Source organism: Ancylobacter sp. TW_SC_1, assembly GCF_056836805.1.
On the sequence record NZ_CM166365.1, the window covers coordinates 4,447,471 to 4,473,461 of the forward strand.

20 protein-coding genes are annotated in these 25,991 nt (G+C 68.0%); 13 read left to right on the forward strand and 7 right to left on the reverse strand.

The window, feature by feature from the left end; translation table 11 throughout:
- The 4 genes from AC1PZ7_RS21135 to AC1PZ7_RS21150 are packed head-to-tail and all read left to right on the forward strand — an operon-like array spanning nucleotide 1 to nucleotide 4,970.
- Nucleotides 1-939, forward strand: a complete 939-nt coding sequence (locus AC1PZ7_RS21135) for an ABC transporter permease (RefSeq protein WP_482357154.1) — start codon at nucleotides 1-3, stop codon at nucleotides 937-939.
- Nucleotides 940-962: 23 nt separating this feature from the next.
- Entirely contained in the window at nucleotides 963-1,760 is a 798-nt protein-coding gene (locus AC1PZ7_RS21140) for an ABC transporter permease (protein WP_482359691.1), read from the forward strand.
- Nucleotides 1,757-3,436, forward strand: coding sequence for a dipeptide ABC transporter ATP-binding protein (locus tag AC1PZ7_RS21145; RefSeq protein WP_482357155.1), 1,680 nt, complete (start codon nucleotides 1,757-1,759; stop codon nucleotides 3,434-3,436). Before AC1PZ7_RS21140 ends, AC1PZ7_RS21145 begins: the two co-directional genes overlap by 4 nt.
- A 19-nt stretch (nucleotides 3,437-3,455) precedes the next feature.
- The gene (locus AC1PZ7_RS21150) at nucleotides 3,456-4,970 is read left to right on the forward strand and encodes an ABC transporter substrate-binding protein (protein WP_482357156.1); all 1,515 of its coding nucleotides are present in this window, start codon (nucleotides 3,456-3,458) and stop codon (nucleotides 4,968-4,970) included.
- A gap of 81 nt (nucleotides 4,971-5,051) precedes the next feature.
- Here AC1PZ7_RS21150 and arsH read toward each other — a convergent pair whose 3' ends face one another.
- From arsH to AC1PZ7_RS21180, 6 genes are all read right to left on the reverse strand, one after another.
- Entirely contained in the window at nucleotides 5,052-5,804 is a 753-nt protein-coding gene (gene arsH / locus AC1PZ7_RS21155) for an arsenical resistance protein ArsH (protein ID WP_482357157.1), read from the reverse strand.
- A gap of 17 nt (nucleotides 5,805-5,821) precedes the next feature.
- Nucleotides 5,822-6,901 carry an ACR3 family arsenite efflux transporter gene (gene arsB / locus AC1PZ7_RS21160; RefSeq protein ID WP_482357158.1) on the reverse strand — a complete coding sequence of 360 codons (1,080 nt, stop codon included), beginning with the start codon at nucleotides 6,899-6,901 and terminating at the stop codon, nucleotides 5,822-5,824.
- Between the two features lie 18 nt (nucleotides 6,902-6,919).
- Complete coding sequence (arsC, locus tag AC1PZ7_RS21165) at nucleotides 6,920-7,342, reverse strand: arsenate reductase (glutaredoxin) (protein ID WP_482357159.1); 423 nt, start codon at nucleotides 7,340-7,342, stop codon at nucleotides 6,920-6,922.
- 10 nt (nucleotides 7,343-7,352) lie between these two features.
- Nucleotides 7,353-7,907, reverse strand: coding sequence for an arsenate reductase ArsC (locus AC1PZ7_RS21170; protein WP_482357160.1), 555 nt, complete (start codon nucleotides 7,905-7,907; stop codon nucleotides 7,353-7,355).
- Nucleotides 7,900-8,301: an ArsR/SmtB family transcription factor gene (locus AC1PZ7_RS21175; protein ID WP_482357161.1), complete on the reverse strand. Its 402-nt coding sequence runs from the start codon at nucleotides 8,299-8,301 to the stop codon at nucleotides 7,900-7,902. Before AC1PZ7_RS21175 ends, AC1PZ7_RS21170 begins: the two co-directional genes overlap by 8 nt.
- 335 nt (nucleotides 8,302-8,636) lie before the next feature.
- Nucleotides 8,637-9,263, reverse strand: a complete 627-nt coding sequence (locus AC1PZ7_RS21180; protein WP_482357162.1) for a recombinase family protein — start codon at nucleotides 9,261-9,263, stop codon at nucleotides 8,637-8,639.
- A 538-nt stretch (nucleotides 9,264-9,801) separates the two neighbouring features.
- Between AC1PZ7_RS21180 and AC1PZ7_RS21185 the strand changes: the two genes are divergently transcribed.
- The 5 genes from AC1PZ7_RS21185 to AC1PZ7_RS21205 all read left to right on the forward strand — a co-directional run bounded on the left by AC1PZ7_RS21185 (nucleotide 9,802) and on the right by AC1PZ7_RS21205 (nucleotide 20,440).
- Complete coding sequence (locus tag AC1PZ7_RS21185; RefSeq protein WP_482357163.1) at nucleotides 9,802-10,203, forward strand: hypothetical protein; 402 nt, start codon at nucleotides 9,802-9,804, stop codon at nucleotides 10,201-10,203.
- A 22-nt stretch (nucleotides 10,204-10,225) separates the two neighbouring features.
- Entirely contained in the window at nucleotides 10,226-18,601 is an 8,376-nt protein-coding gene (locus tag AC1PZ7_RS21190; RefSeq protein ID WP_482357164.1) for a hypothetical protein, read from the forward strand.
- Nucleotides 18,602-18,608: 7 nt separating this feature from the next.
- Nucleotides 18,609-19,196, forward strand: a complete 588-nt coding sequence (locus tag AC1PZ7_RS21195) for an invasion associated locus B family protein (protein WP_482357165.1) — start codon at nucleotides 18,609-18,611, stop codon at nucleotides 19,194-19,196.
- A gap of 11 nt (nucleotides 19,197-19,207) precedes the next feature.
- Nucleotides 19,208-19,888 (forward strand): hypothetical protein, encoded by a 681-nt coding sequence (locus AC1PZ7_RS21200; RefSeq protein WP_482357166.1) that lies wholly within the window; start codon nucleotides 19,208-19,210, stop codon nucleotides 19,886-19,888.
- An 81-nt stretch (nucleotides 19,889-19,969) separates the two neighbouring features.
- Nucleotides 19,970-20,440 (forward strand): DUF4189 domain-containing protein, encoded by a 471-nt coding sequence (locus tag AC1PZ7_RS21205; protein ID WP_482359692.1) that lies wholly within the window; start codon nucleotides 19,970-19,972, stop codon nucleotides 20,438-20,440.
- A 132-nt stretch (nucleotides 20,441-20,572) separates the two neighbouring features.
- Here AC1PZ7_RS21205 and AC1PZ7_RS21210 read toward each other — a convergent pair whose 3' ends face one another.
- The gene (locus tag AC1PZ7_RS21210) at nucleotides 20,573-22,177 is read right to left on the reverse strand and encodes an FAD-dependent oxidoreductase (RefSeq protein ID WP_482357167.1); all 1,605 of its coding nucleotides are present in this window, start codon (nucleotides 22,175-22,177) and stop codon (nucleotides 20,573-20,575) included.
- A 165-nt stretch (nucleotides 22,178-22,342) separates the two neighbouring features.
- On the opposite strand from AC1PZ7_RS21210, the gene AC1PZ7_RS21215 reads away from it, so the two are divergent.
- From AC1PZ7_RS21215 to AC1PZ7_RS21230, 4 genes are all read left to right on the forward strand, one after another.
- Nucleotides 22,343-22,876 (forward strand): cupin domain-containing protein, encoded by a 534-nt coding sequence (locus AC1PZ7_RS21215; protein ID WP_482357168.1) that lies wholly within the window; start codon nucleotides 22,343-22,345, stop codon nucleotides 22,874-22,876.
- A gap of 16 nt (nucleotides 22,877-22,892) precedes the next feature.
- Complete coding sequence (locus AC1PZ7_RS21220; protein WP_482357169.1) at nucleotides 22,893-23,066, forward strand: hypothetical protein; 174 nt, start codon at nucleotides 22,893-22,895, stop codon at nucleotides 23,064-23,066.
- Entirely contained in the window at nucleotides 23,063-24,793 is a 1,731-nt protein-coding gene (locus tag AC1PZ7_RS21225; protein WP_482357170.1) for a cobalamin-dependent protein, read from the forward strand. The genes AC1PZ7_RS21220 and AC1PZ7_RS21225 overlap by 4 nt, the downstream gene beginning before the upstream one ends.
- Before the next feature lie 223 nt (nucleotides 24,794-25,016).
- Complete coding sequence (locus AC1PZ7_RS21230) at nucleotides 25,017-25,991, forward strand: thiamine pyrophosphate-dependent dehydrogenase E1 component subunit alpha (protein ID WP_482357171.1); 975 nt, start codon at nucleotides 25,017-25,019, stop codon at nucleotides 25,989-25,991.

Consider the following 25,991-nt stretch of genomic DNA (forward strand, 5'->3'; position numbering starts at 1 on the left):
ATGCACCGCTACTCCTTCATCCTCACGCGCCCGCTGCAATTCGTGCCGGTCGTCTTCGGCGTCAGCCTCATCACCTTCATACTGGTGCGGATGATCCCGGGCGATCCCGCCCGCGTGCTGCTCGGCGCGCGCGCGACCCCCACCGCGATCGCCAATATCCGCGCGCAATACGGGCTCGATGAGCCGCTGTGGCTTCAATACGTCTATTTCCTGCGCAACCTCGCCCATGGCGAGATGGGAACGTCGATCGTCTACAAGATCGACGTACTGCGGTTGATCGGCACTCGCATCGAGCCGACCTTCGCGCTGGTTCTGTGCAGCGTGCTGCTCTCCATCCTCATTGCCGTGCCGCTCGCCGCGCTCGCCGCCCGCAACCAGGGCCGGCCGATCGACCATGCCGTGCGCATCGTCTCGACCTTCGGCATCGGCTTCCCTCCGTTCTGGCTGGGGCTCATGCTGATCATGCTGCTGGCGGTGAAGATCCCGCTGCTCCCGGTCTCCGGCTATGGCGACACGCTGGGCGAAAAGCTCGCCCACCTCGCCTTGCCCGCGCTCACCATCGCGCTGTCGCTCTCCACCGTGCTGCTGCGCTCGCTGCGCGCGGCCATGATCGAGGGGCTGAAGTCCGACGTGGCGACCGCCGCCCGCGCCCGCGGCATGCCGGAGCGCATCGTGTTCTGGCGCCATGTGCTGCCCAACTCCATCGCGCCCTCGATCAATCTCCTCGCGGTGAACATCGGCTGGCTCATCGGCGGCACGGTGGTGATTGAGAGCATCTTCGCCGTGCCGGGCATGGGGCAGTTGCTGGTGCGGGCCATCTTCTCGCGCGACTACATGGTGGTGCAGGGCGTCGCCATGGTGTTCGCCTGCGCGACCGTGCTGGTGAACCTCATCGCCGACATCGCGACGGTCTTCGTCGATCCGCGGGTGAAGCTGTGAGCGCCCACGCCCCCTCCCGCCGGATGAACCGGACCCTCATAACGGGGCTCGCCATTGTCGGCCTGTTCGTCCTGGCGGCACTCGCCGCGCCGCTGATCGCGCCCTATGACCCGATCTATCAGGATGGGGCGGCGCGCCTGCAGGCACCGTCCCTCACCCACCCCTTCGGCACCGACAATTTCGGCCGCGACATCCTCTCGCGCATCATCCATGGCGGGCGCGTCGACCTGCAGATGGCGTTGATCGGGGTATTCTTCCCCCTCGTCATCGGAACGGTCATCGGTGCGCTGGCCGGTTTCTTCGGCGGCCTGGTCGATACGGTGCTGATGCGGCTGATCGACATCATCCTGGCCTTTCCCTTCCTCGTGCTGATGCTCTCGATCATCGCCATCCTCGGACCGGGCCTTTCCAGCTTCTACATCGCCATGGCGCTGGTCGGCTGGGTGTCCTATGCGCGCCTCATCCGGACGCAGATCCTCGTCCTGAAGAACGCCGACTACGCGGTGGCGGCGGTGAGCCTCGGCTTCTCCCGCTCGCGGGTGCTGTTCCGCCATCTCCTGCCCAATTCGGTCGCCGGCTCGCTGGTCTTCTGCATGTCCGATGCCGTGCTGGTGCTGCTGTCGGGCGCGGCGATCTCCTATCTCGGGCTCGGCGTGCAGCCGCCGATGGCCGAGTGGGGCATCATGGTCGCGGAAGGCCAGGCCTTCCTGTCGCAGGCGTGGTGGATCACGCTGTTTCCCGGCCTTTCCATCGTCTTCCTCGCCTTCGGCTTCTCGATGATCGGCGACGCGCTCGGCGAAATCATGGGGGTGCACGAGTGAGCGCCCCCTCCCCCGACGTCCCCTTGCTGTCCGTCCGCGGCCTGACCGTCGTCGCCCGTGGCGAGGAGGGCGAGCGCACTCTGCTGAACCGCGTCACGCTCGATCTGGCAAAGGGCGAGATCCTCGGCCTCGTCGGCGAGAGCGGATCGGGCAAGAGCCTGTTCTGCCGCTCCCTGGTGCAACTCCTCCCCTCCCGCGCGCTTGCCGTCACCGGTGGCACGGCAAGGATGGCGGGGCGCGACCTGCTCTCCCTGACCGAGGAGGAAATGGGCGAGGTGCGCGGTGCCGAGATCGGGATGATCTTCCAGAACCCGTCGAGCCATCTCGATCCGGTCATGCGCGTCGGCGACCAGATCGCCGAGGGACTGATGTTCCACCGCAGGCTCGACCGCGCGACGGCGAAGGCCGAGGCCACCACGATCATGGCGCAGGTCGGCTTCACCGACCCGGCCCGCCAGTTCGCGAACTATCCGCACGAATTCTCCGGCGGCATGCGCCAGCGCGCGATGATCGCGGTGGCGCTGGCCTGCCATCCCGAGATCCTGATCGCCGACGAACCCACCACCGCGCTCGACGTCACCATTCAGGCGCAGATCCTCAGGCTGCTGATGGACCTGCGGGAGACGCGCGGCCTCTCCATCATCCTCATCACCCACGACCTCGGCGTCGTCGCCCAGACCTGCGACCGCATCGCGGTGATGCGGCAGGGGGAATTGGTGGAGGAAGGCCCCAAGCGCGACATCCTCGCCCGGCCCCGGCATCCCTACACACAGGCGCTGATCGCCAGCCATCCGTCGATGGAGGAGGCGCCGGCAGCGGAAAGCCCGGCATGTGCGGCGGAACCGCGCCGTCCCCTGATGGAAATCGACGATCTCCATGTGCGCTATCCCGTGAGCGGCGGGCTGTTCGGCCGACGCCGCAGCTTCAGTGCGGTCGCCGGCGTGTCGCTGCAGATCATGCCGGGCGAGACGGTCGGCATCGTCGGCGAGAGCGGATCGGGCAAATCGACCCTGGCGCGGGCCATGCTGGGCCTGACGCCGGTGTCGGACGGCCATGTCACCTTCGACGGCGACAGCCTGAGGCTGAAGCCCGGCGCCACGCTGCAGCGGCTGCGGCGCGAAGCCGCCATGGTGTTTCAGGACCCGTTCAACTCGCTCAATCCGCGCCGCACCATCGGCGAGACGCTGGCCGAGGTGCTACGGGTGCAGGGCAAGGTCGCGCCGTCCGCCATTCCGGCGCGGGTCGAGGAACTGCTGCGCCTCGTCGAGCTCGATCCGATCCTCGCCGGGCGCCGGCCCCGCCAGCTCAGCGGCGGCCAGTGCCAGCGTGCCGGCATCGCCCGGGCGCTGGCGGTGGAGCCGCGCCTCATCGTCGCCGACGAATGCGTCGCCGCGCTCGACGTCACCATCCAGGCGCAGATCGTCGACCTGTTCCGGCGGCTGGTGAAGACCATGGATCTTACCCTCGTCTTCATCGCCCACGATCTCGCCATCGTGCGCCATCTCTGCGAGCGGGTCGTGGTCATGCACCACGGCCGGATCGTCGAGGAAGGCGCCTGCGCCGAGGTCTTCGACCATCCGCGCGAGGCCTACACCGCCGCCCTCATCGCGGCGATTCCCGACATCGACCCGGACCGGCCGCTTCACGCGCCGTCGGCGAGCGCCACCAACTCCTAACCGCCAGAGGAAGAACGACATGAGAACCGCTTTCAGGAAGTCCCGCCTCGCGGCCTTTGCCGCGCTTCTCTCGCTGTCGACGAGCTATGCCCACGCCGCCGGCGTGCTCACCATCGCGCGCAATGAGGATTCGACCACCTTCGACCCGATCAAGTCGGCGCAGAACGTCGACAACTGGGTGTTCTCGAACGTGTTCGACGTGCTGGTGCGGGTGGACGCCACCGGCACCAAGCTGGTGCCCGGCCTTGCCGAGAGCTGGACCGTCTCCGATGACGGCCTGACTTATACGTTCAAGCTGCGCGACGCCAAGTTCTCCGATGGCGCCCCCGTCACCGCCGAGGACGCCGCCTTCTCGCTGATCCGCATCCGCGACGACAAGGGCTCGCTCTGGTCGGACAGCTTCATGATCATCGACACCGCCACCGCCGCCGATGCGAAGACGCTGGTGGTGAAGCTGAAGGGCAAGTCGGTGCCGTTCCTCTCCATGATGGCGCTGCCCAACGCCTCGGTGCTGCCGAAGAAGCTGGTCGAGGGCGCGAATGCCGACGCCTTCGCCGAGAAGCCGGTCGGCTCGGGCGCGTTCAGCCTGGTCGAGTGGCGCCGCGGCGACCGCATCGTGCTGAAGAAGAACCCGAACTACTGGGATGCCGGCAAGGTGAGCCTCGACGGCGTCGAGTGGATCGTCGTTCCCGACGACAATACCCGCATGCTGAAGATCCAGGCCGGCGAGATCGACGCCGCCATCACCGTGCCGTTCTCGCGCGTCGCCGAGCTGAAGACCAACGCCGACCTGAAGGTCATCAGCGATCCCTCCACCCGCGAGGATCACATGCTCATCAACCATGAGCATGGAGCGCTGGCCAAGAAGGAGGTCCGCGAGGCGCTCGACATGGCCATCGACAAGAAGGCGATCGTCGAGGCCGCCACCTTCGGCCTGGGCGAGGTCGCCTATTCCTATGTGCCCAAGGGCTCGCTCTACCACTACGCCGACAATCTCCAGCGCCCCTACGACCCGGAGAAGGCCAAGAAGCTGCTGGCCGACGCCGGCGCCGCGGGCCTGACGCTCAACTACATCGTCAATGCTGGCAAGGAGACCGACGAGCAGATCGCGGTCCTCGTCCAGCAGCAGCTCTCCAAGGCCGGCGTGACGGTGAACCTGCAGAAGGTCGACCCGAGCCAGAGCTGGGACGTGCTGGTGAACGGCGACTACGACATCTCCGTCATGTACTGGACCAACGACATTCTCGACCCGGACCAGAAGACCACCTTCGTGCTCGGCCACGATACCAACATGAACTACATGACCCGCTACAAGAACGAAGAGGTCAAGGCGCTGGTGGAAGCCGCGCGGCTGGAGACCGATCCGGCCAAGCGCGAGGCCATGTATGTCACGCTGCAGAAGCTGGCGAAGGGCGACGTCAACTGGATCGACCTCTATTACAGCCCCTATATCAACGTCACCCGCAAGAACATCGAGAACTTCCACCAGAACCCGCTGGGACGCTTCTTCCTTGAGGAGACGGTGAAGAACTGACGCGCCCGCGCGTGCGGACCGGGACGAGCCTCCCGGTCCGCACGCATCCTTCGCGGCCGCGGGAGCGCATCGACCGCCGCGTCACCGCGACGGAGACGTCCCGGTCATGGCGATGGTCGAGAGATCGGTCGCCACCGCCGCCGCCTTGAGGGCGGCTTCCCGCCGCTCGCTGTAGCGGCTGGTGAAATAGTCCCGGCGATCGCGGGTCAGCAGGGTGAACTTCATCAGTTCCTCCATCACGTCGACCACGCGGTCGTAGTAGGAGGAAGGCTTCATCCGCCCGTCCGCGTCGAACTCCTCGAAGGCCTTGGCCACCGAGGACTGGTTGGGGATGGTGATCATCCGCATCCAGCGGCCGAGCACGCGCAGCGTGTTCACGGCGTTGAAGGACTGCGACCCGCCCGAGACCTGCATCACCGCCAGCGTGCGCCCCTGCGTGGGACGGATGCCGCGATATTCCAGCGGCAGCCAGTCGATCTGGCTCTTGAACACGCCGGTGATGTTGCCGTGCCGCTCCGGACTGCACCAGACCTGACCCTCCGACCATTCCGACAGCGCCCGCAATTCCCGCACCTTGGGATGATCCGCCGGCACGGCGTCCGGCATGGGCAGATCGCGCGGATCGAAGATGCGCGTTTCCGCTCCCATGGCGGTCAAGAGACGCGCGGCTTCCTCGACCAGCAGCCGGCTGTAGGAGCGCTCGCGCAGCGAGCCATAGAGCAGCAGGATGCGCGGCGGATGGGTCATCGGCGCGGCCGGCGCCAGCTTGGCCATTTCCGGGCGGTCCAGATGGGCCGGGTCGAGGGCATCGGTGAAGTCGTCAGGCGAAGGCATGCGGGGAACCTGTCCGTCTAGCGTGAAGGCGCTGTCGCCGGGAACCAGCGGCTCCCGAGCCGCAGGGCGACGTGCACCAGCAGGATCAGCACCGGCACCTCGACCAGCGGCCCGATGACGGCGGCAAACGCCACCTTCGAGCCGAGGCCGAAGGCGGCGATGGCCACCGCAATGGCCAGCTCGAAATTATTGCCGGCGGCGGTGAAGGCGATCGCCGTGGTGCGCGGATAATCCGCCTCGATCAGCCGGCCCATGGCGAAGCTGATGAGGAACTGGACGATGAAGTAGATGGTCAGCGGTACCGCGATCATCACCGCGTCCATCGGCAGGCGCACGACGTCACCGCCCTTGAGGCTGAACATGGCGACGATGGTGAAGAGCAGCGCGCCGAGCGTGATCGGGCTGATCCTGGGCAGGAACACGTCGGCGTACCAGTCCGCTCCCTTGCGGGCGATCAGGATGCGGCGGGTGAGAAAACCGGCGAGGAAGGGGATGCCGAGATAGATCAGCACCGCTTCGGTGATGGTCCGGAAGCTGACATCGACGACGCTGCCCTCCAGCCCGAACAGCGGCGGCAGCACGGTGAGGAACAGCCAGGCATAGGTGGAGAAGAACAGGATCTGGAAGATCGAGTTGAACGCCACCAGCCCGGCGACATACTGGTTGTCGCCGCGGGCCAACTGGTTCCACACCAGCACCATGGCGATGCAGCGCGCCAGCCCGATCAGGATCAGCCCGGTCATGTATTCCGGGTGGTCGCGCAGGAAGATCACGGCGAGCGCGAACATCAGCGTCGGGCCGATCAGCCAGTTCTGCACCAGCGAGAGCACCAGCACCCGCTTGTCGGCGAACACCCGGTGCAGTTCCTCGTAGCGCACCTTGGCGAGCGGGGGGTACATCATCAGGATCAGCCCGATGGCGATCGGGATGTTGGTGGAGCCGACCGAGAGCGTGTTCAGCGCCTCCGGCAGGCCGGTGAACACCGTGCCGAGCACGACACCGAGCGCCATCGCCGCGAAGATCCACACGGTGAGATAGCGATCGAGGAAGGACAGCCGCGAGGCCGGGCGGGGCGCGATCGCCAGGGTCTGGGACATGGGGGCTCCGGTTCTCGTTCAGGCGGCGCGGTTGCCGTGGGCGTCGACGACCAACTCGCCGTCTTCCTTGCGGAATTCGCCGCGCTGCGGGGCGGGCAGCAGGTCGAGCACGGTCTGCGACGGCCGGCACAGCCGGACGCCGAGCGGGGTGACAACGATCGGCCGGTTGATCAGGATGGGATGCGCCATCATGGCGTCGAGCAGGGCCTCGTCGCTCAGGCCGGCATCGTCCAGCCCCAGCTCGGCATAGGGCCCTTTCTCGCGCAGCACGGCGCGCACCGGCACGCCCATGCGGGCGATCAGCGACACCAGTTCGTCGCGGCGCGGCGGGGTCTTCAGATATTCGATGATGGTCGGCGCGATGCCGGCATTGCGAATGAGGCCGAGCACGTTGCGCGAGGTGCCGCAGGCGGGGTTGTGATAGATGGTGACGTCGCTCATCGCGGGTTCCTCAGGCGACATCGCGCCGGGGCGCGGTGGCGCCCTCACTGCTGCCAATCTCGCGCAGCCTGGCGCCCAGCGTCATGGTGTCGAGGCTGCGGATCGGCAGGGCGGCAAAGGCGGCAATCCGGTTCTTGAGATAGCGGAAGGCGCGCGCGAAGGCGGCCTCCCTCTCGATCTGCGTGCCCTCCACGGCGGCGGGGTCCTCGATGCCCCAATGCGCGGTCATCGGCTGGCCCGGCCAGACCGGGCAGGCCTCGCCCGCCGCGCCGTCGCAGACGGTGAAGACGAAATCCATCACCGGCGCGTCGTCAGCGCCGAACGCGTTCCAGCTCTTCGAGCGCAGGCCCTCGGTGGGATAATCGAGGCTGCGCAGCGTCGCTAGCGTCAGCGGATTGACGGCGCCCCTGGGCTGACTGCCGGCAGAGAAGGCACGGAAGCGTCCGTGACCATCCTTGGTCAGGATCGATTCCGCCATCAGCGAGCGGGCGGAGTTGCCGGTGCAGAGAAACAGCACGTTGTAGATATGGCCGGCGCTCGGGCCGGACGCGATGAGATCAGACATGGCGCGCCTCCTTGGCGGCGTGGGCTCCCGCCGAATGGGTATCTGCCGAATGGGTCTCTGCCGGGCAGCAGGGCTGAAGATCGGCGATCAGCGGCGCGCAGATCTCGGGCTTGCCGCCGCAGCAATCCTTCAGGATGAAGGAAGCGAGGTCGCGCACGGCGCCCAGTTGCGCGCGGTAGATGATGAGGCGGCTCTGGCGCTCGGCCACGATCAATCCGGCCCGGGCGAGGATGCCGAGATGGGTGGAGAGCGTGTTGTGCGGCACGTCGAGCCTTCGCGCGACTTCGCCTGCGGCCAGCCCCTCGGGCTCATGGACGACCAGCAGGCGGAAGACGTCGAGCCGCGTCGACTGCGAGAGCGCCGCGAAGGCGGAAAGAGCGTGATAACTGTCCATATGTCGACGATACCCGACATGTGGATATGGGTCAAGCAGCCGGATGCCCGCGATCTTGCCGTTGGCGTTGCCGAGAGCGGGGAAGGAGAGCGGGCTCAGGGACCCTCAACGGAGCGGATAAGTGGATTTCGGCCCGAACCCGGCATGATGGCCGCGAAAGCAACGGATATGACGAAGCGAGTTCGCCCAGCGGCGGCGCGACGTTCAACGACCAGGCGGACACGAATGACCTGTCGAAATGAACACATCCGCTTTTCGAGGTGATCACGGCTTCGACGACGCGCGTGCGTCAGTGAATCCCCCCGGAGACGACGGCTTTCATGCGAATAGGCGTCTCAAGATCTTGACGTCGCTTTCCCGCAAGGACTTGCCGGGTGCGATACTGCGATACTTGGACGGTGCTGCGCGTGCCGGAGTCTGATCAGCCGCTTGAGGCTGCGTTCCGACACGTCGAATCGCGAGGCGACGTCGTCCAGTGGTTCGTGCAGCAGTTCGACGGCGACGATCGCCCGCTCGAGCTGGTCCGGCGTCAGCGACGGGCGACGCCCGACATGCTTGCCGTTGCGTCGGGCCGCCTCCATTCCTGCCCGGGTCCGTTCACTGATGAGCGAACGTTCGAATTCGGCAAGAGCTGCCATCATGTGAAACACCAACCGGCCACCGGAAGAACTCGTATCGATGTTTTCGGTCAGCGACCGAAAAGATACGTCGCGCTCACCGAGCCCCTCCATCAACTTAACCAGATGCGAAATAGACCGACCGAGCCGGTCCAACCGCCATACAACCAACTGATCGCCGCTCTGCAACCGGGAAAGCGCCATATTGAGACCGTCACGGTCATACGTCTTTCCTGATATTCCATGGTCATTAAATATAATATCGCATCCTGATCTCTCCAAAGCTTGTATTTGCAGGTCTAGACGCTGCTCATCCGTCGATACACGGTCATAACCGATCTTCATCGTTCAAAATCCGATCCAATTTTCAATCTTTGAAATTTATTTCAATTTTATAATTTCAATAGTCAACACATTTTAGACATGGTAATGACCCTCTCTTGACAATAAGGGTTCCCTTTTTACCTCTATGTCAACTCAGAAAATATTCCATTACGGAATGCGGCAAAATCTTCACTTTAGCTGCATCCGCCCTACCTGCTCTTCCTGCATACGACAAGGGAACCCTTTTGGTTGGGCGTCCCATGGCGAGACGTATGCAAAACGCGTGTCGAATTGCAGGATTTTCGTGCCGCGCTGACCGGCACACCCCCTCGCGAGGGGATCGACGCGCGCCCGGGCGGGGATGGGCCGCATCCGTCGGAATGTGCGGCCGGCCGGTACCGCGGGAAGAAATCCCGACGCACGTCGCCGCCGTTCCGTTCGGCGCCTTTTCCTCGACATCGGATTCGCGTGTCATCGCCCCCGATCAGGCCTCGTTGAGAGAGGGCGTTCTTCTCCAATCGCCCGGCAATCCGAATGCGCATTCCGGAGGGGCGAGATAATGCCCGACCTCCCGGAACGGCCGTTCGATCGCGACACCTTCGCGCCCAAGGCGCTTGCCGTCTGGGAGGTGCTGGAAACGCGCTTCGGGCAGCATCTCGCACCGGACGAGATCGACCATCTCTTCGCCCGCTTCGTCTTCGGGTTGACCTCGCCGCTGCACGGCGACGACGACCCTCGAAACCATCTTCACATCTGCCGGGCGGTGCTCGGCCTCAAGCTGTCGCCCGAGCGCACCGAGGGCGCGCTGCACAGCGTGCCGCAGGCGTCGAGCGAGTGGGTCGCTTCCGCTTTCGACACCATAGAGATCCTCGGCCTCAAGGACGGCCACGCCCTGTACGACCTGCTCAACGCCAAGAAACAACGCCGAGAGAACAAGAAAAGCCCGTCGCCTGACCGATAGATCCGCATCTGGGGGACATGACATGACTGTCGACATCCGCGCTTCTGGCACCGACCGCTCCGCAAAGACAGGTCTGTTCGTCGGCAACTGGGTCGCGGGAGCGGGGAATAGCCGTCAGCTGCGCCGTCGCCTGATGGCGGTGTTGCGACTGGCGCACATGGCGCTGGGCATGGGGCGCAAACGGCTCGGTCTCGGATCGCTCGGCATCGGCGGCGCCATCGCGGCAGCCCTCGAAGCGGCGGGCTTCGCCGGCCATCCGACGATGGCGCGTAGCGCCGCGGGCGCCGGCAATGTCCCGCTCCGCCCCGCTTGCGGCCGGCCGATCGCGTTGTTCGCGAAGGATGTGGGGGCGCTTGCGCGGCGCGGCTCTTCGCAGAACCATCGCTATGGCCGAGCCATACTCGCCGCAGCTGCCATCGGCCTGTTGGCCACGGGTGCTCAACCGGCGGCCGCGAACATCATCAACAGCGAGACGCCGGCTGGTAGCACGGCCTGCACAAGCGGCGGCGGGGGCACCGCCATCGGGAGGCTGACTACCGGCCCGAATACGGGTCCGGCGACCGACGGCACCGGCACCTACAGTCTGGTGGCAGGGTGCAATGCGTCAGCGGCCGGCTCAACGGCTGCGACAGCGTACGGCACCTTCAGCACGGTGACTGGCAACGGCGGTTCGGCAGTCGGTTTCAACAGCGCCGCCGCCAAATGGGGCACGGCTCTGGGGCTGGAGAGCAGGGCCACGGGGATGGGCAGCACCGCGCTCGGCTTTGGCAGTCAGGCCACGAACAGCAACAGTGTGGCCATCGGCAGCGCCGGCGGCAACGGAACGACGGCCCTGTCGGAGGCCAATTCGACGATCGCCTCCGGCACGGGATCCATCGCCATCGGTGCCAACGCCACGCGCGGCGCGCAAGCCACCGGCACGGACAGCATTGCCCTTGGCGGAGAGGCCACCGCCAGCAGCCTCGGCGCCACGGCACTCGGGAACAATGCCGCCGCCCTGGGCGCCAGCTCCTTTGCCGGCGGCCGGGACTCAAGCGCGGCTGGCGGCGAGAGCATCGCCATCGGCCTGAACGCGAACGCTTCCGGGTTGCGGGATACGGCCATCGGCAGTGGCGCCGCCGCGAGCGGCGGCGATTCGCTGGCGCTGGGCGAGGCGGCCACGACGAGCGGCCAGTATGCGGCCGCCGTCGGCACTTTCACGCTCGCCAGCGGCAATTTGAGCACAGCCTTTGGCTCCAGTGCCCAGGCCACCTCCAATCTTGCCACCGCGCTCGGACGCAGCGCGCTTGCGAGCGGCACGAGTGCGACCGCGGTCGGCGATTCCGCGCAGGCGGCCGGCACTCGCGCCGTGGCGCTAGGCGTCGTCGCCACGGCAAGCGGCCAGCGCTCGATCGCGATCGGTACGGCCGCCGCGGCGTCGGCCGATTCGGCGCTCGCTCTTGGCACGAGCGCGAGCGCCAGCGGCGTCGAATCCATCGCCATCGGCGCAAACGCCGTCGCCACCGGCTCGGTCGCCCTCGGCGCGGCCGCGCGGGCCGGCAATGGCGGCACCGCGCTCGGCGACGGCGCGATCGCGACCTATCTCGGCGGCACGACCGTCCCCGGTACGGTCGCCGGCACCGCCGTCGGCCAGAATGCCTCCGCCGACATCTCCGGCGGAACCGCGCTCGGCACCGGCGCCACGGTCAATGACGCGGATGCCGTAGCCCTGGGTTCGGGATCGGTAACGGCGGCGGCGGTCGGTACCGCCAGCACCACGATCGGCGGCACCACCTACACTTTCGCCGGCACCGCGCCGGCCAGCACGGTCTCGGTCGGCGACGTGGGCGCCGAGCGCACCATCACAAATGTCGCGGCCGGCCGCATCTCCGACACCTCGACCGACGCCATCAACGGCTCGCAGCTATTCGCCACCAACACCACGATCGACGATCTCGGCCAGACCGTGGAAGCCACGGCGACGCACTATTACAGCGTCAATGACGGCGGAACCGCCGGCGGCAACTACGCCAATGACGGTGCGCTGGCCACGAACTCGCTGGCGGCCGGCGTGGATGCCCGGGTCGCGGCCGGCCGGTCCGGAAGCATCGCCATCGGCCACGGGGCAACGGTTGGCGGCACGGCGACCGCCGGCCTCACCGACACGGTCGGCGTGTCGATCGGCGCCGGAACCCGGACCGATTGGGGCGTGGCGATCGGCGACCAGGCCACGACACAGACCGGTAGCTACGGTGTGTCGATCGGCCGGCGAACCAGCACCGGCCTGCGCAGCGCCGCGATCGGCTTTCAGGCCAATGCAAGCGGCGTGGGGGCCGTCGCCATCGGCGATGCGATCAATTCGGGCGCGACCGCGGCCGGCGACGGCTCCGTCGCGATCAACGGCGTCGCCGTTGCGCAGGACGGTGTCGCACTCGGCTCCGGCGCGTCGGCCTCGCAGATCGGCGCCGTCGCGCTGGGCGCGGATTCTGTGACGGCGGCGGCGGTCGGGACCGCAGGCGCCACGATCAACGGCACCACCTACGCCTTCGCCGGTACCGCGCCGACCAGCACGGTCTCGGTCGGCGCGGTGGGGACGGAGCGCACCATCACCAATGTCGCGGCCGGCCGCATCTCCGCCACCTCGACCGACGCCATCAACGGCTCCCAGCTCTTCGCCACCAATACGGCGATCGACGAGCTCGGCCAGACCGTGGAAGCCACGGCGACGCACTATTACAGCGTCAATGATGGCGGCACCGCCGGTGGCAACTACGCCAATGAAGGCGCGACCGGGCTGAACGCGCTCGCCGCGGGCGTGGGGGCCTCGGCGGCGGGCGAGGAAGCCACGGCGCTCGGCTTCGGCAACGACGCCTCCGGCAACTTCTCCACCGCCATCGGCACGCGCAGCACCGCGAGCGCCGACACCGCCGTGGCCATCGGCAGCGAAAGCGTCGCCGGCGGGGCAGGCTCCATCGCCATCGGCACCGACGCCGAGGCCAGCGGCGAGCGCTCGATCAGCATCGGCACGCGCAACGTGGTCTCGGGCAATGATTCCGGAGCGATCGGCGATCCGACGATGATCACCGGCAGCGGCAGCTACTCGCTCGGCAACAACAACTTCATCGCCGCCAACGAAGCCGGCGCCTTCGGCAACAGCAACCTGCTGGCCGCCAGCGCCGAGGGAGCGCGCATCGTCGGCAACAACAACTCCGTCTCTGCCGCCGGCGCGATGGCCATGGGCAACGGCATCCTGGTCACGTCCGGCGCGACCGACGGCGTGGCGATCGGCACCAACAGCCGCGTGGCGGTCGCCGACGGCGTCGCGCTCGGCGCGGATTCCATCGCGGTGACCGGCGCGGGAGTAGCCGGCTATGATCCCCTGACCGACCTGCCCTCGACCGACGCTACCAGCACATGGCTCAGCACTCGGGCGGCCGTCTCGGTGGGTGATGCCGGCAACGGCATAACGCGCCAGATCAACAGTGTCGCGGCGGGCACGGCGGATACCGACGCGGTGAACGTCGCGCAGCTCAAGGCGCTGAACGACTATGTCTCCGACAGTCAGACACACTATTACAGCGTCAATGACGGCGGCACCGCCGGTGGCAACTACGCCAATGACGGCGCGACGGGCGTGGAAGCGCTGGCGGCGGGTGTCGGCGCTACGGCAAGCGGCAACAACAGCACCGCTGTCGGCAGTTCGAACACCGTCGCCAACACCTCCAGCACGGCGGCGGGCACCGGAAACACCATATCGGGCAACTATTTAGGGCTTGCGTCGTTGACCCGGAGCAACACGGCGGTGGGTGTCGACAATACCATTGCCGGAAGCACCAATACGGCGGTGTTTGGCGGAGGAAACACGATACAGACAAATGCGGCGATGGTTTCCGCGATCGGCTCCAACAACACCGTGTCGTCCAGCACGGCAGTCGGTGTCTACGGGACCCAGAACACGGTCGATACCGCCCTCGGCGTCAGCATCACCGGCGGCCAGAACACGGTCGATGATTCAGCGAACATCTTCGTCGTCGGTGGCAGCAACGCGATTTCCGACAGCGCGGCCGAAGTCGGGATCTTCGGGGCTTCGAACGTGGTTTCCGCTTCTCAGACCGTGTCCGTCATGGGTGATGAAAACACCATCTCCGGAACCGACACAAGCGGTGTGTACGGTTCGAGCAACACCCTCACGGATACGTCCGAAGCGCGTGTCATGGGTGTTGCGAACACGGTCACTGGCGGGTCGCAGAACAGTGTCATCGGCAGCAATAACACACTGACCAACGGCGCAACGAATTCCGTCATCGGCTTCGACAATATCGTGGGCGACGGCGCCGGCTCCAACCAGATCCTTGCAAATAACGGTACCGTCGCTTCGGGCGTCACCAGTGGTGTCCTGATCGGCACGGGCAGCACCCTGGGTGCCGACAACGCCGTGGCCATCGGCTCTGGCGCCAGCGCGACCGTGGCCGGCAGCGTCGCGCTCGGATATCAATCGACGACGGCCGCTGCCGCCGGCACCGCAGGCGCCACGATCAACGGCACCGCCTACACCTTCGCCGGCACCGCGCCGGCCAGCACGGTCTCGGTCGGCGACGTGGGGGCCGAGCGCACCATCACCAATGTCGCGGCAGGCCGCATCTCCGCCACCTCGACCGACGCCATCAACGGCTCCCAGCTCTTCGCCACCAATACGGCGGTCGAGGCGCTGGGCGATGGCTGGACGATCAGCGCCGAGGGCGCCAACGCGTCCAGCGTCGGCCTCGACAGCGCCACCGGCAACACCGTCGACTTCAACAATGCCGACGGCAACATCACTGTGGCGAAGAGCACCGCCAGCAACGACGTCACCTTCGATCTCGCCGACGATCTCCTCATCGGCAACAGCATCACCGTCGGCTCCAGCCTGCTCGACACCACCGGCCTCACCATCGCCGGCGGCCCCAGCGTCACCACGGCGGGTATCGACGCCGGCGGCATGGTCATCACCAATGTCGCCCCGGGCGTGAACCCGACAGACGCGGTCAATGTCAGCCAGCTCGACAGCGCCACCGCGGCGGTGCAGACGCACTATTACAGCGTCAATGATGGCGGCACCGCCGGCGGCAACTACGCCAATGACGGCGCGACCGGGCTGAACGCGCTCGCGGCGGGCGTGGGGGCCTCGGCCTCCGGCGCCGGCGCAACGGCGATCGGCTTCGGCGCGATTGCCGGCGATGACGGCGCCGTCGCACTCGGCTCGGACAGCGTGACGGCCGCTGCCGTCGGCACCGCAGGCGCCACGATCAACGGCACCACCTACGCCTTCGCCGGCACCACGCCGACCAGCACAGTCTCGGTCGGCGACGTGGGGGCGGAGCGCACCATCACCAATGTCGCGGCCGGCCGCATCTCCGCCACCTCGACCGACGCCATCAACGGCTCCCAGCTCTTCGCCACCAATACGGCGATCGACGAGCTCGGCCAGACCGTGGAAGCCACGGCGACGCATTATTACAGCGTCAATGACGGCGGCACCGCCGGCGGCAACTATGCCAATGACGGCGCGACCGGGCTGAACGCGCTCGCCGCGGGCGTGGGGGCCTTGGCCTCCGGCGCCGGCGCAACGGCGATCGGCTTCGGCGCGATGGCCGGCGATGACGGCGCCGTCGCGCTCGGCTCGGACAGCGTGACGGCCGCTGCCGTCGGCACCGCAGGCGCCACGATCAACGGCACGACCTACACCTTCGCCGGCACCACGCCGACCAGCACGGTCTCGGTCGGTGACGTGGGGGCGGAGCGCACCATCACCAATGTCGCGGCAGGCCGCATCTCCGCTACCTCGACCGATGCCATCAACGGCTCCCAGCTCTTCGCCACCAATACGGCGATCGACGAGCTCGGCACGGAGGTCGGCGAGGTCGCCGACCGCGCGGTGAAGTACGACGGCAACATCGGCGACCCGAAGGACACCATCACCCTCGAAGGCACGGCCGGCACCACCATCACCAACCTGGCGGACGGGGATGTCAGTGCGACCTCGACCGACGCGGTGAACGGCTCGCAGCTCTTCGCCACCAACCAGCAGGTCGACCAGAACACCGCCGACATCACCAATCTCGGCGACACCATCACCAACATCGCCGGCGACACCTCAACCAGCTATACGGACGCCAACGGCGTGGGCATCCGCTACGTCCGCACCAACGAGGCCGGCCTGACGCAGACGGACTCCTTCGCGCAGGGCGTCGGGTCCACGGCCGTCGGCTACCAGGCGACGGCGACGGCGGAAAGCGCGCTGGCGCTCGGCCGCGGCACGCAGGCCAGCGTTGTTGGCAGCGTCGCGCTCGGCGCCGGGTCGATCGCCGACCGGGCGATCGCGCCCTCGACGGGAACCATCCCCGCCGGCTCGGCGATCATCACCTACAACACCACCGACAAGACGATGCTCGGCTCGGTCTCGGTCGGCACGGACAGCGCCTATCGCCAGATCACCAATGTCGCCGACGGCACGGACGCGCAGGACGCGGTGACCATCCGCCAGTTGCAGGGGGCCATCGCCTCGGTGGGCGTGACGGCGACACAGTACTTCCATGCCAACTCGTCCGCCCCGGACTCGCTGGCCGTCGGAACGGACTCGATCGCGGTCGGCCCCTCGACGGTGGTGAACGGCGACAACGGAATCGGCATGGGCAATGGTGCCATCGTCGACATGACCGCGCCCGGCGGCACGGCGATCGGCCAGGACGCGCATGTCATGCTCGCCGACGGCATCGCCTTCGGCACCAGCGCGCAGTCGGGCGGCGAACAGGCGGTGGCGATCGGCGCCGGCGCGGTGGCGGACCATTATCTCGGTGTCGCCCTGGGCGCCGGGTCCGAGACCGCCGCCGCCGTCGGCACGACCGACATCGTGATCAACGGCACCACCTACAGCTTCGCCGGCACAACGCCGCAAAGCGTGGTGAGCATCGGCGCGGCCGGCGACGAGCGGCAGCTGATCAACGTCGCCGCCGGCCGGGTCACGGCCGACAGCACCGACGCGATCAACGGCTCGCAGCTCTACGCGACCACCCAGGCGATCGAGGCGGTCGACGACCGCGCGGTGAAGTATGACGGCAATATCGGCGACCCGAAGGACACCATCACGCTCGAGGGGGCGTCCGGCACCACCATCACCAATCTTGCCGCCGGCGACGTGAACGCGACCTCGACCGACGCGGTGAACGGCAGCCAGCCCCACGGGGTGTCCAGCAGCATCGTCACGCATCTGGGTGGCGGCGCCAGCATTAATCCGGACGGCACCATCAACGGGCCGACCTATGTGATGCAGGGTGGCAGCTACACGACCGTCTACGACACCTTCGCGGCGGTCGACGCCAGCCTGACCAACCTCGGCGACACCATCAACAACATCAATAATGGCGGGGGGATCAAGTACTTCCATGCCAACTCGGCGGCGGCCGACAGCCAGGCCATCGGCCTGGAGAGCGTCGCCGTGGGGCCGCGGGCGGTGGCGACGGGTGCCGGCAGCGTGGCGATGGGCAACGGCGCGACCACCGTCACCGGCGCGGCCGGCGCGGTGGCGATCGGCCAGGGCGCGACCGCCAACCACGCCAATGACGTCGCCCTCGGCGCCGGCTCGGTGACGCAGGCGGCCGTCGGCACCACCGGCACCACCATCAACGGTACCGCCTACGCCTTCGCCGGCACCGCACCGGTCGGCACGGTCAGCGTCGGCGACGCCGGCGCCGAGCGCACCGTCACCAATGTCGCCGCCGGCCGGATCTCGGCCGACAGCACCGACGCCATCAACGGCAGCCAGCTCTGGGCCACCAACTCGGCGATCGAGGACCTGACCGACGGCCTCGGCGAACTGGCGGACGGCGCGGTGCTCTACGATAAGAACCCCGACGGCACGCGGGGCAACTCGGTCACGCTCATCGGCGGCGACCCGAGCGCGCCGGTGCTGATCTCCAATGTCGCGACCGGCATCGCCAATACCGACGCGGTGAATGTCGGGCAGCTCAAGGACGGGCTGTCCAACACCCTCGTCGAGGCGAACACCTACACCGACAACCGAGTGTCCTACGCGATCGATACCGCCAACAACTATACGGACCAGGTCGCGGTCTCGACGCTCAACCAGGCGAACGCCTACACCGACTACAAGTTCGCCCAGTTGAACCAGGACATCGGCGAGGTGCGCGACGAGGCGCGCCAGGCGGCCGCGATCGGCCTCGCCGCGGCCTCCCTGCGCTACGACGACCGGCCCGGCAAGATCAGCGCGGCGGTCGGCGGCGGCGTGTGGAGCGGACAGGGGGCGCTGGCCTTCGGTGCGGGCTACACGAGCGAGAACGGCCGCGTCAGGACCAATCTTTCGGCCACCACTGCCGGGGGCAAATGGGGCGCCGGCGCCGGCATCAGCTTCACGCTGAACTGAGGCCATGATGATCCGGCAAGCCGCCCAGGCTCTCCGGCGAGGGCTCCCCCTGGCTTACTCGATCCTGCTCGGCGGCGGTTCCGCCGCCGTCGGGCAGGAGCCTCCTGCGCCGGCCTACCGGATCAAGGCGTCGGATGTCGTCGTTCCGGCGGATGTCCCCCTCGGCCAGTACCGCAGGACCATCCGTCCCTTCGAGAACTGGACCCTGATCTGCGACGAGAACCTGGAGGCGCACCAGAAGGTCTGCAACATCACCCAGATCGTCGAGGATCGGACGGGCAGCACCGTCTTCAGCTGGTCGCTGGCGGCAACCGGGGACGGAAAGCCCTATTTCCTGCTGCGCGCACCGCCGACGACGAGAAGCGACGGCGCGCTGTCGCTGCAGTTCGAGGGCCGCAGGTCCCCGGTCGAAGTGGCGTTGCAGGGCTGCAACGAGGTCGTCTGCATCGGCATGGTGCCCGTCGGGCCGATCCTTCGCGAGCAAATCGGCCGGGAAGCCGATTCCCGCATCTCCTACGTCACCGCCACCGGGGAGACCGTCACCGTAACCGCATCGCTGAAGGGCCTGAGCAAGGCCCTCGCGGCGATCAACTGATCGAGCAACGCATGACACAGCAATCCATCCACGACCGCATCATGTCGCGCGAAGCCCCTCCCCGCAGCGCACCCGGAACGCCGCCCGACCGCCGGCCCGGCGAAGCGCCGCTGCCGTTAAGGCAACTTGTCGCCATCGGCCTGGGCGTCCTCCTCCTTGCCGTGGCGGGCGGGGCCGCGGCCCTGCGGTTCATCGATCTCCCGACCCTCCTCGCCACGCCGGCGGAGGCCACGAAAGGCCCCGCCGCCGCGCTTCCCGACACGCCGTTCCTGGCCCATGCCAAGCAGGCCGGCCTGGCCGCCTGCTCCAATGTGTACCCGGTACTCGGGCAGCTTCTGACCGACGGGGCAGGCTATAATGTCGTGAGCACATGGAACGAGCAGGAGCCCGACAGGCATGCCATCCAGGCGCTGGTCGGGTTGGATTACCAGTCGCCGAGCTATACCGGTTCGGCGGGAGGCGTCGTCGTCGCGTCCCCGAACGGCGCGGCGTGCGAGGGCGCGATGATCCGGGTTGCGCCGCTGTCGGCGGCCTGCCCGAACGTGCCCGCGACGCTGCCGCAGGGCAGCACGCTCACCAATACCCTTGGCAAGGTCCAGGTCTACGCGCTCGCCGGCAATGGCGGGCAGGCGATGCTCGTCCCCTCGGGCGGCGGCTGCGTCGTGGTGTCGATCGCCTGGGCCCGAGGGTGACGGACGCGATCTGAGGAAGAGCCTACCCGGCCGGCCTCTCGCCGCCCGGGATGTGGACGACGATCGAAAGGATCGATGGTGATGAACAGCAGGTTCGGTATCGTTGCCGTCGGGATCCTCCTGGCGTGTGGTCAGCCCGGAATGTCGGCCGATCTTCCCCGCCCTTCGGTCGCCGCGCCGGCGCCCGAGGAGACCGGCATATGGGGCGCCATCGCCTATTCGCCCGTGGACGGCCGCCACGGCTTCTTCTGGGGCGCGGACAAGCGGCGCGAGGCGGAGGAGAACGCGGTGAAGCACTGCGAGAGGGTCGGCGGAGACGGCTGCGCCGTGGTCAGCGTGTTCCGCAATCACCGCCATTGGGACGACGATGACGGCAGCAGCTTCCCCTATGCGCATTGCGCCGCCCTTGCGACGGGAGAGCGGGCCACGGCCGCGTCGACACCCTGGGCCGCCGCCTCCGCCGGAACACGGCAGGAGGCGGAAGACCTGGCGCTGAGCCGATGCGACGCGGGTCTCAAGCCCTGCAAGATCCGAGAATGGGTCTGTACCTGAGTGCGGCGGTTGGAGGCCGGGGTCTGCAGCCTCCCCGCAACTGGCCGCTCCGGGAGGGTCCCGAAGTCACGCTGCGTACGCGCGGCTGAGCGCCGCGCCGCCGCCGGTCCTTCCGGTCAACAGTCCCGCCGGTCAGCGGTTCTGCCGCAGCAGCGCCTCGGCGGCGATGTAGCCCCAGGTCATGTTGGGACCGATGGTGGTGCCCGCACCGACCGCGCGCGTGCCGAAGGGATTGGCCATCGCGAGACCAGCGGCGTAGAGCCCTGCCACCACCGAGCCGTCCGGCCGCAGCACCTGCGCCTTGTCGTTGGTGCGCGCCCCGCCCTTGGTGCCGAGGATCGAGCGGTTGAGCGTCATGCCGATATAGGGCGGCTTGTCGATCGGCTTCAGATGCGCCGGGTCGCTATGCGCCTTGTAGGCTTCCCAACCCGTCTCGCCGCGCCGGAAATCGAGGTCGTGCCCCCCGGCGCAGAAGCGGTTCCAGCGGGCGACGCTCGTCTCCAGCGCCGCGGCGGGAAGGTCAAGCGCCTGCGCGAGGCCGGCGAGGCTGTCGGCCTTCTTCACCCAGCCCGGCTCATAGGAGGCATACCAGCGGAACGCCGGCGAGGTGGACAGGAAGCGGTGATCACCGACGAGGAAGCACGGCAGGTGCAGCGGCGCCCCGTCCGGTCCGCGGGCGTCGAGCGCCTCGCCGATGTTGAAGTCGCTCTCGCTGACAAAGCGCTGGCCGTGGCGGTTGACCACGATGGAATGCGGCTCGGCTTGGAAGGTCATGGGCAGGCCCTGCGGCCGCCCCTCATAGCGGGTCGGCAGACAGGGATAGATGTTGGCCTGATCCATGCGGTCGAGTTGCGCGCCCACGGCGGCGGCGAGCTTCTGGCCGTCGCCCTCGTTGCTGGACGGACTGCCGATCCGGTCCAGCGGCCCGGGGAAATGCCGCTCGCGCATCGCCGGGTCCCATTCGAAGCCGCCCGAGGCGATGACCACGCCGCGCGTCGCCTCGATGACCCGACGCGTGCCGGCCTGCGCGACCTCGACGCCGATGACGCGTGCATCACTGTCCGTCACCAGCCGTACCGCGCGGGTATCGAGCTCGAAGGTGACCCCGGCGTCGAGGCAGCCCCGGACCAGGCCCGTCATCAGCGCCGTGCCCTGCGCGCCGGCATTGGCCAGCCAGCGCCTGAGCAGCTTCGGCCACAGCTTGAGGCCGGCGCGGATCGGGTGATGATAGATGTCGAGATCGACGATCTCCTGATAGGTGAACAGATGCGGAAGGGTCGAGCGGCGCAGCCGGGCAGCGTAGCGCCCGAGCAGGCGGCGGCTGAGCGGCTGCGGCGAGACCATGCGGCCGAATCCCTTGCCGCCCGGCGCCTCGCTGAACGGATCGGGCTCGTTGATCAGCCGGAAATCGAGCGGCGTGTTGTCGGCGAGAAACCGCAGCATGTCGGGCGCCGCGTCGACGAAGGCCCGCCAGCGGGGCCCCTCCGTCTCGGACCAGCCATCGGGCGCCACCGCGCGCAGATAGGCGATCGCCTCCTCCGGGCTGTCGGCTACGCCGGAGGCGGCGGCGACGTGGTTGGCCGGGATCCACACGCCGGAACCCGACATGGCGGAGGTGCCGCCCAGCCAGGCACTCTTCTCGACCACCACCACGCTGAGGCCACCCCTGGCCGCCCGCAGGGCCGCCGCGCAACCGGCAGAACCCGAGCCCAACACCACCACGTCATACGTGCTCATCGTCCGCCCCATCCGTGTTTTGCCGAACTATAGAAAGCCGCACGGATAAATGTCTACTATTGTGTCGACACTTCAGGCGATGATAATTTGAGAGTGTCCGACGGCTCACGCGCCCGCCCCGTCCGGGTGCCCCATTCCAAGGCTTCCTGCTCATCAGAGGTTCCCATGGATACACTCCACCGCCCGACCGCTCCCGCCGGCGTCCACATCTCCGGCCCGGACACCCGCGAAAGCTACTGGCAGCCGGTGCCGGCCAACGGACATATCGACGTCGCGCTCGCCCCGCATATTGTCGGCATGGAACACCCGTTCGGCATGGGCACGCAGTCGGTGGCTCCCGGCGGCTATGTCCGCGAACATACCCATGACCGCAATGAGGAGGCGGTCTACGTCATCGAGGGCCACGGCCGCGCCGTGGTCGAGGGGCAGGAATACCCGATCGGCCCGGACAGCGTGATCTTCCTGCCGAAGAACGTCCGCCACATGTTCATCAATGACGGCGAGACCCGGCTGCGCTGGATATGGCTGATCGTGCCGAACGGGCTTGAGGACTTCTTCCGGCTGATCGGCAAGCCGCGCATGCCCGGCGACCGCGTGCCATCCAATTTTCCCCGGCCGGAAAACGTGCTGGAGATCGAGCGCCAGACGGTGTTCGGTGCCGACCTCACGGACAAGTTCGACCCGGTAAAGAAGGGCTGAGGCCGGTGGAGCGACCATGACCGCCACCCGCGCCGGGTGGCTGGAGGCCGGGAACGCCGACGCGATGCCGGGCGCCGCCTTGCTCACCATGCCGGGCGCGCACTTCCACCGCGCCGCGAATCCGGAGAGGTTCGCCGGCATCGTCCGCCGCCTCGTCATCGCGGCAGCCGATCGAGGAGCCACCCGATGAGCGTCCCTTCCCTCACCGACCCGCGTCTTGCTCCCGGCGCCGAGCTCGTCGCCGACGGCCGGGCGATGGCGCGCGACTGGCGGCTCGGCACCTCCCGCTTCCTGCGCGAGGCCGGCCAGCCCTCGGAAGCCGCCTACAAGCGGCAGGCGGCGGCGGAAGGGCGGATCATGCAGCACGCCCATATCGGCTTCCGCAACATCGAGCGCACGCTGGAGGCGATCCGCGCCGTGCACGGGCGTTGCGCGCAGGCCGGCGTCACCGTCGACCGGTTCGGCATCACCCTCGACTGGTCGATGGGCTATCCGGAAGCCCGGCGAGCCCAGGCCTCGCGCGGCACCGGCATCGTCCTCAACGGGCCGGAGGACTTCGCCCGCGTCACCGAGGCGGCGCCGGCGGCGGCGCATTTCGGCGACTTCATGCTCGGCCTGCCGGCGGCGGTGGAGAATACCCGCGCGGCGATCGCCGCCGGCGCCACGGCGATCGGCAATCTCGGCCAGTATTTCACCTTCCGGCTGCCCTATTGGGACGACGACGTCGCCACCACGCAGGCGACCGTCACCGCGCTCGGCCTGATCGCCGCGCAGGAGGCGGAGATCCTCGTCCATTCCAATCTCGATGACGGTTTTGCCGGACTTTTCCTCGACATGACCTGCGCCCTCGGCATGGTGATCATCGAGAAGCACATCGTCGAAACGCTGATCGGTGCCCGCCTCGCCCATTGCTACGGCCACCATTTCAGCGATCCGCTGTCGCGCATGGCCTTCCACGCCGCGCTGACCCGCGTCACCGACACGCCGGGGACGATGATCTTCGGCAACACCGTCGCCTATCAGTCGAGCCCGGCCGGCAATTACGCCAGTCTCGCGAGCTATCTCACCGCCGACCTGCTGGCGCTGGGCCGCTGGCCTTCCGGCCATGCGGTGAACCCGGTTCCAGTAACCGAGAACCAGCGTATCCCCGACATCGACGAGATCGTCGACGCCCAGACCTTCTGCCATCGTCTGGCCGCCCATGCGCCCTTCTACGATCCGCTGACCGACTGGGCGAAGGTCGAGGCGCTGGCCGGTGACCTCGTCGCCGGCGGCAACCGCTTCGCCGGTACGGTGCTGGAGGGCCTGGCCGCGCGCGGCGTGCCGGTGAACGATCCGGCGGCGCTGATGCTGGCCATTCGCCGGCTGGGACCGAAGCGGATGGAAGCGCTGTTCGGTCCGGGCACCGAGACCTCGCGCGGACGGGCGCCGCTCATCCCGGCCGAATGGGCGCGCGAACTCGACGCCAAGGCGGCGCGCTGGGTGGCGACGCAGACGCCGCTCGCCACGCCGCGCCCGGTCACCGTCTGCATCGGCACCACTGACGTCCATGAGCACGGCAAGCACCTCGTGGAGCAGGCGCTGGACGGGCTCGGCGTGCGCATCGCCGATGCCGGGGTCGCCGTCGACCCGGAAGAGCTGGTGGCCTGCGCGGTCGAGCGCGGCGCCGACGTCCTCGCCATCAGCACCTATAACGGCGTGGCGCTCAGCTATGTACGGGCGGTGAAGGCGGCGATGGCGGCGCGGGCGGTCGCCTTGCCGGTGCTGGTCGGCGGGCGGCTGAACGAGGTGCCGGCGGACTCCAATTCCGGCCTGCCGGTAGACGTCACCGCCGACCTTACCGCCCTCGGCGCTTGCCCCTGCGCCGATCTCGACGCCATGCTCGCCGCGCTGCGCGCCGCGTTCCCGTCCCCCTGAACCGGCGCGAAACTCTGCCGCGCCGGTCTCATGCGCACTGCCGCCGGCCGGGGCGTGAAGCGGCGCGGCGCGCCCTCGTGCCGCCGTGCCGGAACGATCGCCGTCCTGTCCCGCAACCTCACCTGGATACCCTTGTCACACCCTGGTGCATTTCGTCGTGTCAAACGGGTTGCAAAGTGTCGACACCTTTGTATTAAATTCCGACACGCCTCGGGAGGGATCGGTGAAGAACGCACCGTCGGTTGACGAACACCTGGAAATCTACCGTCGGATGCTGCTGGTGCGGCATCTGGAGGAGGGGCTCGGCGCCCTGCACAAGGAAGGCCGGACACGCGGACCGATCCATCGCTGCGATGGGCAGGAGGCCGTCGGCGTCGGCGCCACCGCAGTGCTGGAACCGGACGACAAGGTCACCACCACCCATCGCGGCCACGCCGTCTATATCGGCAAGGGCATGGAGATGCGGCCTGTCATCGCCGAGATCTTCGGCCGCGCCACCGGCGCCTGCGGCGGCCGTGCGGGACACATGCTGATCGCCGATGCCGACAAGGGCGTCATCGGCGGCAATGCGATCGTCGGCGCCAGTATACCGGCGGCCGCCGGCATGGCGCTGTCCATGCAGGTACTCGGCCGCAAGGGCGTAGCGCTGTGCGTGTTCGGCGACGGCGCCGCCCAGACCGGCATCTGCCACGAGGCGATGAACATGGCGGGGCTGTGGAAGCTCCCCGTCGTCTTCGTGCTGGAGCACAACGGCTTTGGCCTCACCGTGCCGTCCGAGGTGCAGTCCCCGGTGCCGGACCTTTCGGTGCGCGCCGCCGGCTACGCCATGCCGGCGGAGATCGTCGACGGTAACGACGCGGTCGCGGTCTACCGGGCGGTCGGGGCGATGGTCGAGCGCGCCCGGCGCGGCGAGGGACCCGGCCTCATCGAGTGCAAGACGTATCGCGTCGAAGGCTTCTCGACTTCCGACATGGGCGGCTACCAGAAGCCCGAGGACATCGCCGCCTGGAAGGCCCGCGATCCGCTGCGGATATCCCGCGCCGCGCTGCATGCTGACGGGGTGAGCGAGGAGAGGCTCACCGCGCTGGAAGCCGCCGCCAAGGAGGAGGTGGACGCCGCCTTCGCCGCGGCGCTGTCCGACCCGTTCCCCGACTTCGCGCCCGATGCGGCCTGCAACCCCTATAGCGAGGCCTACTGA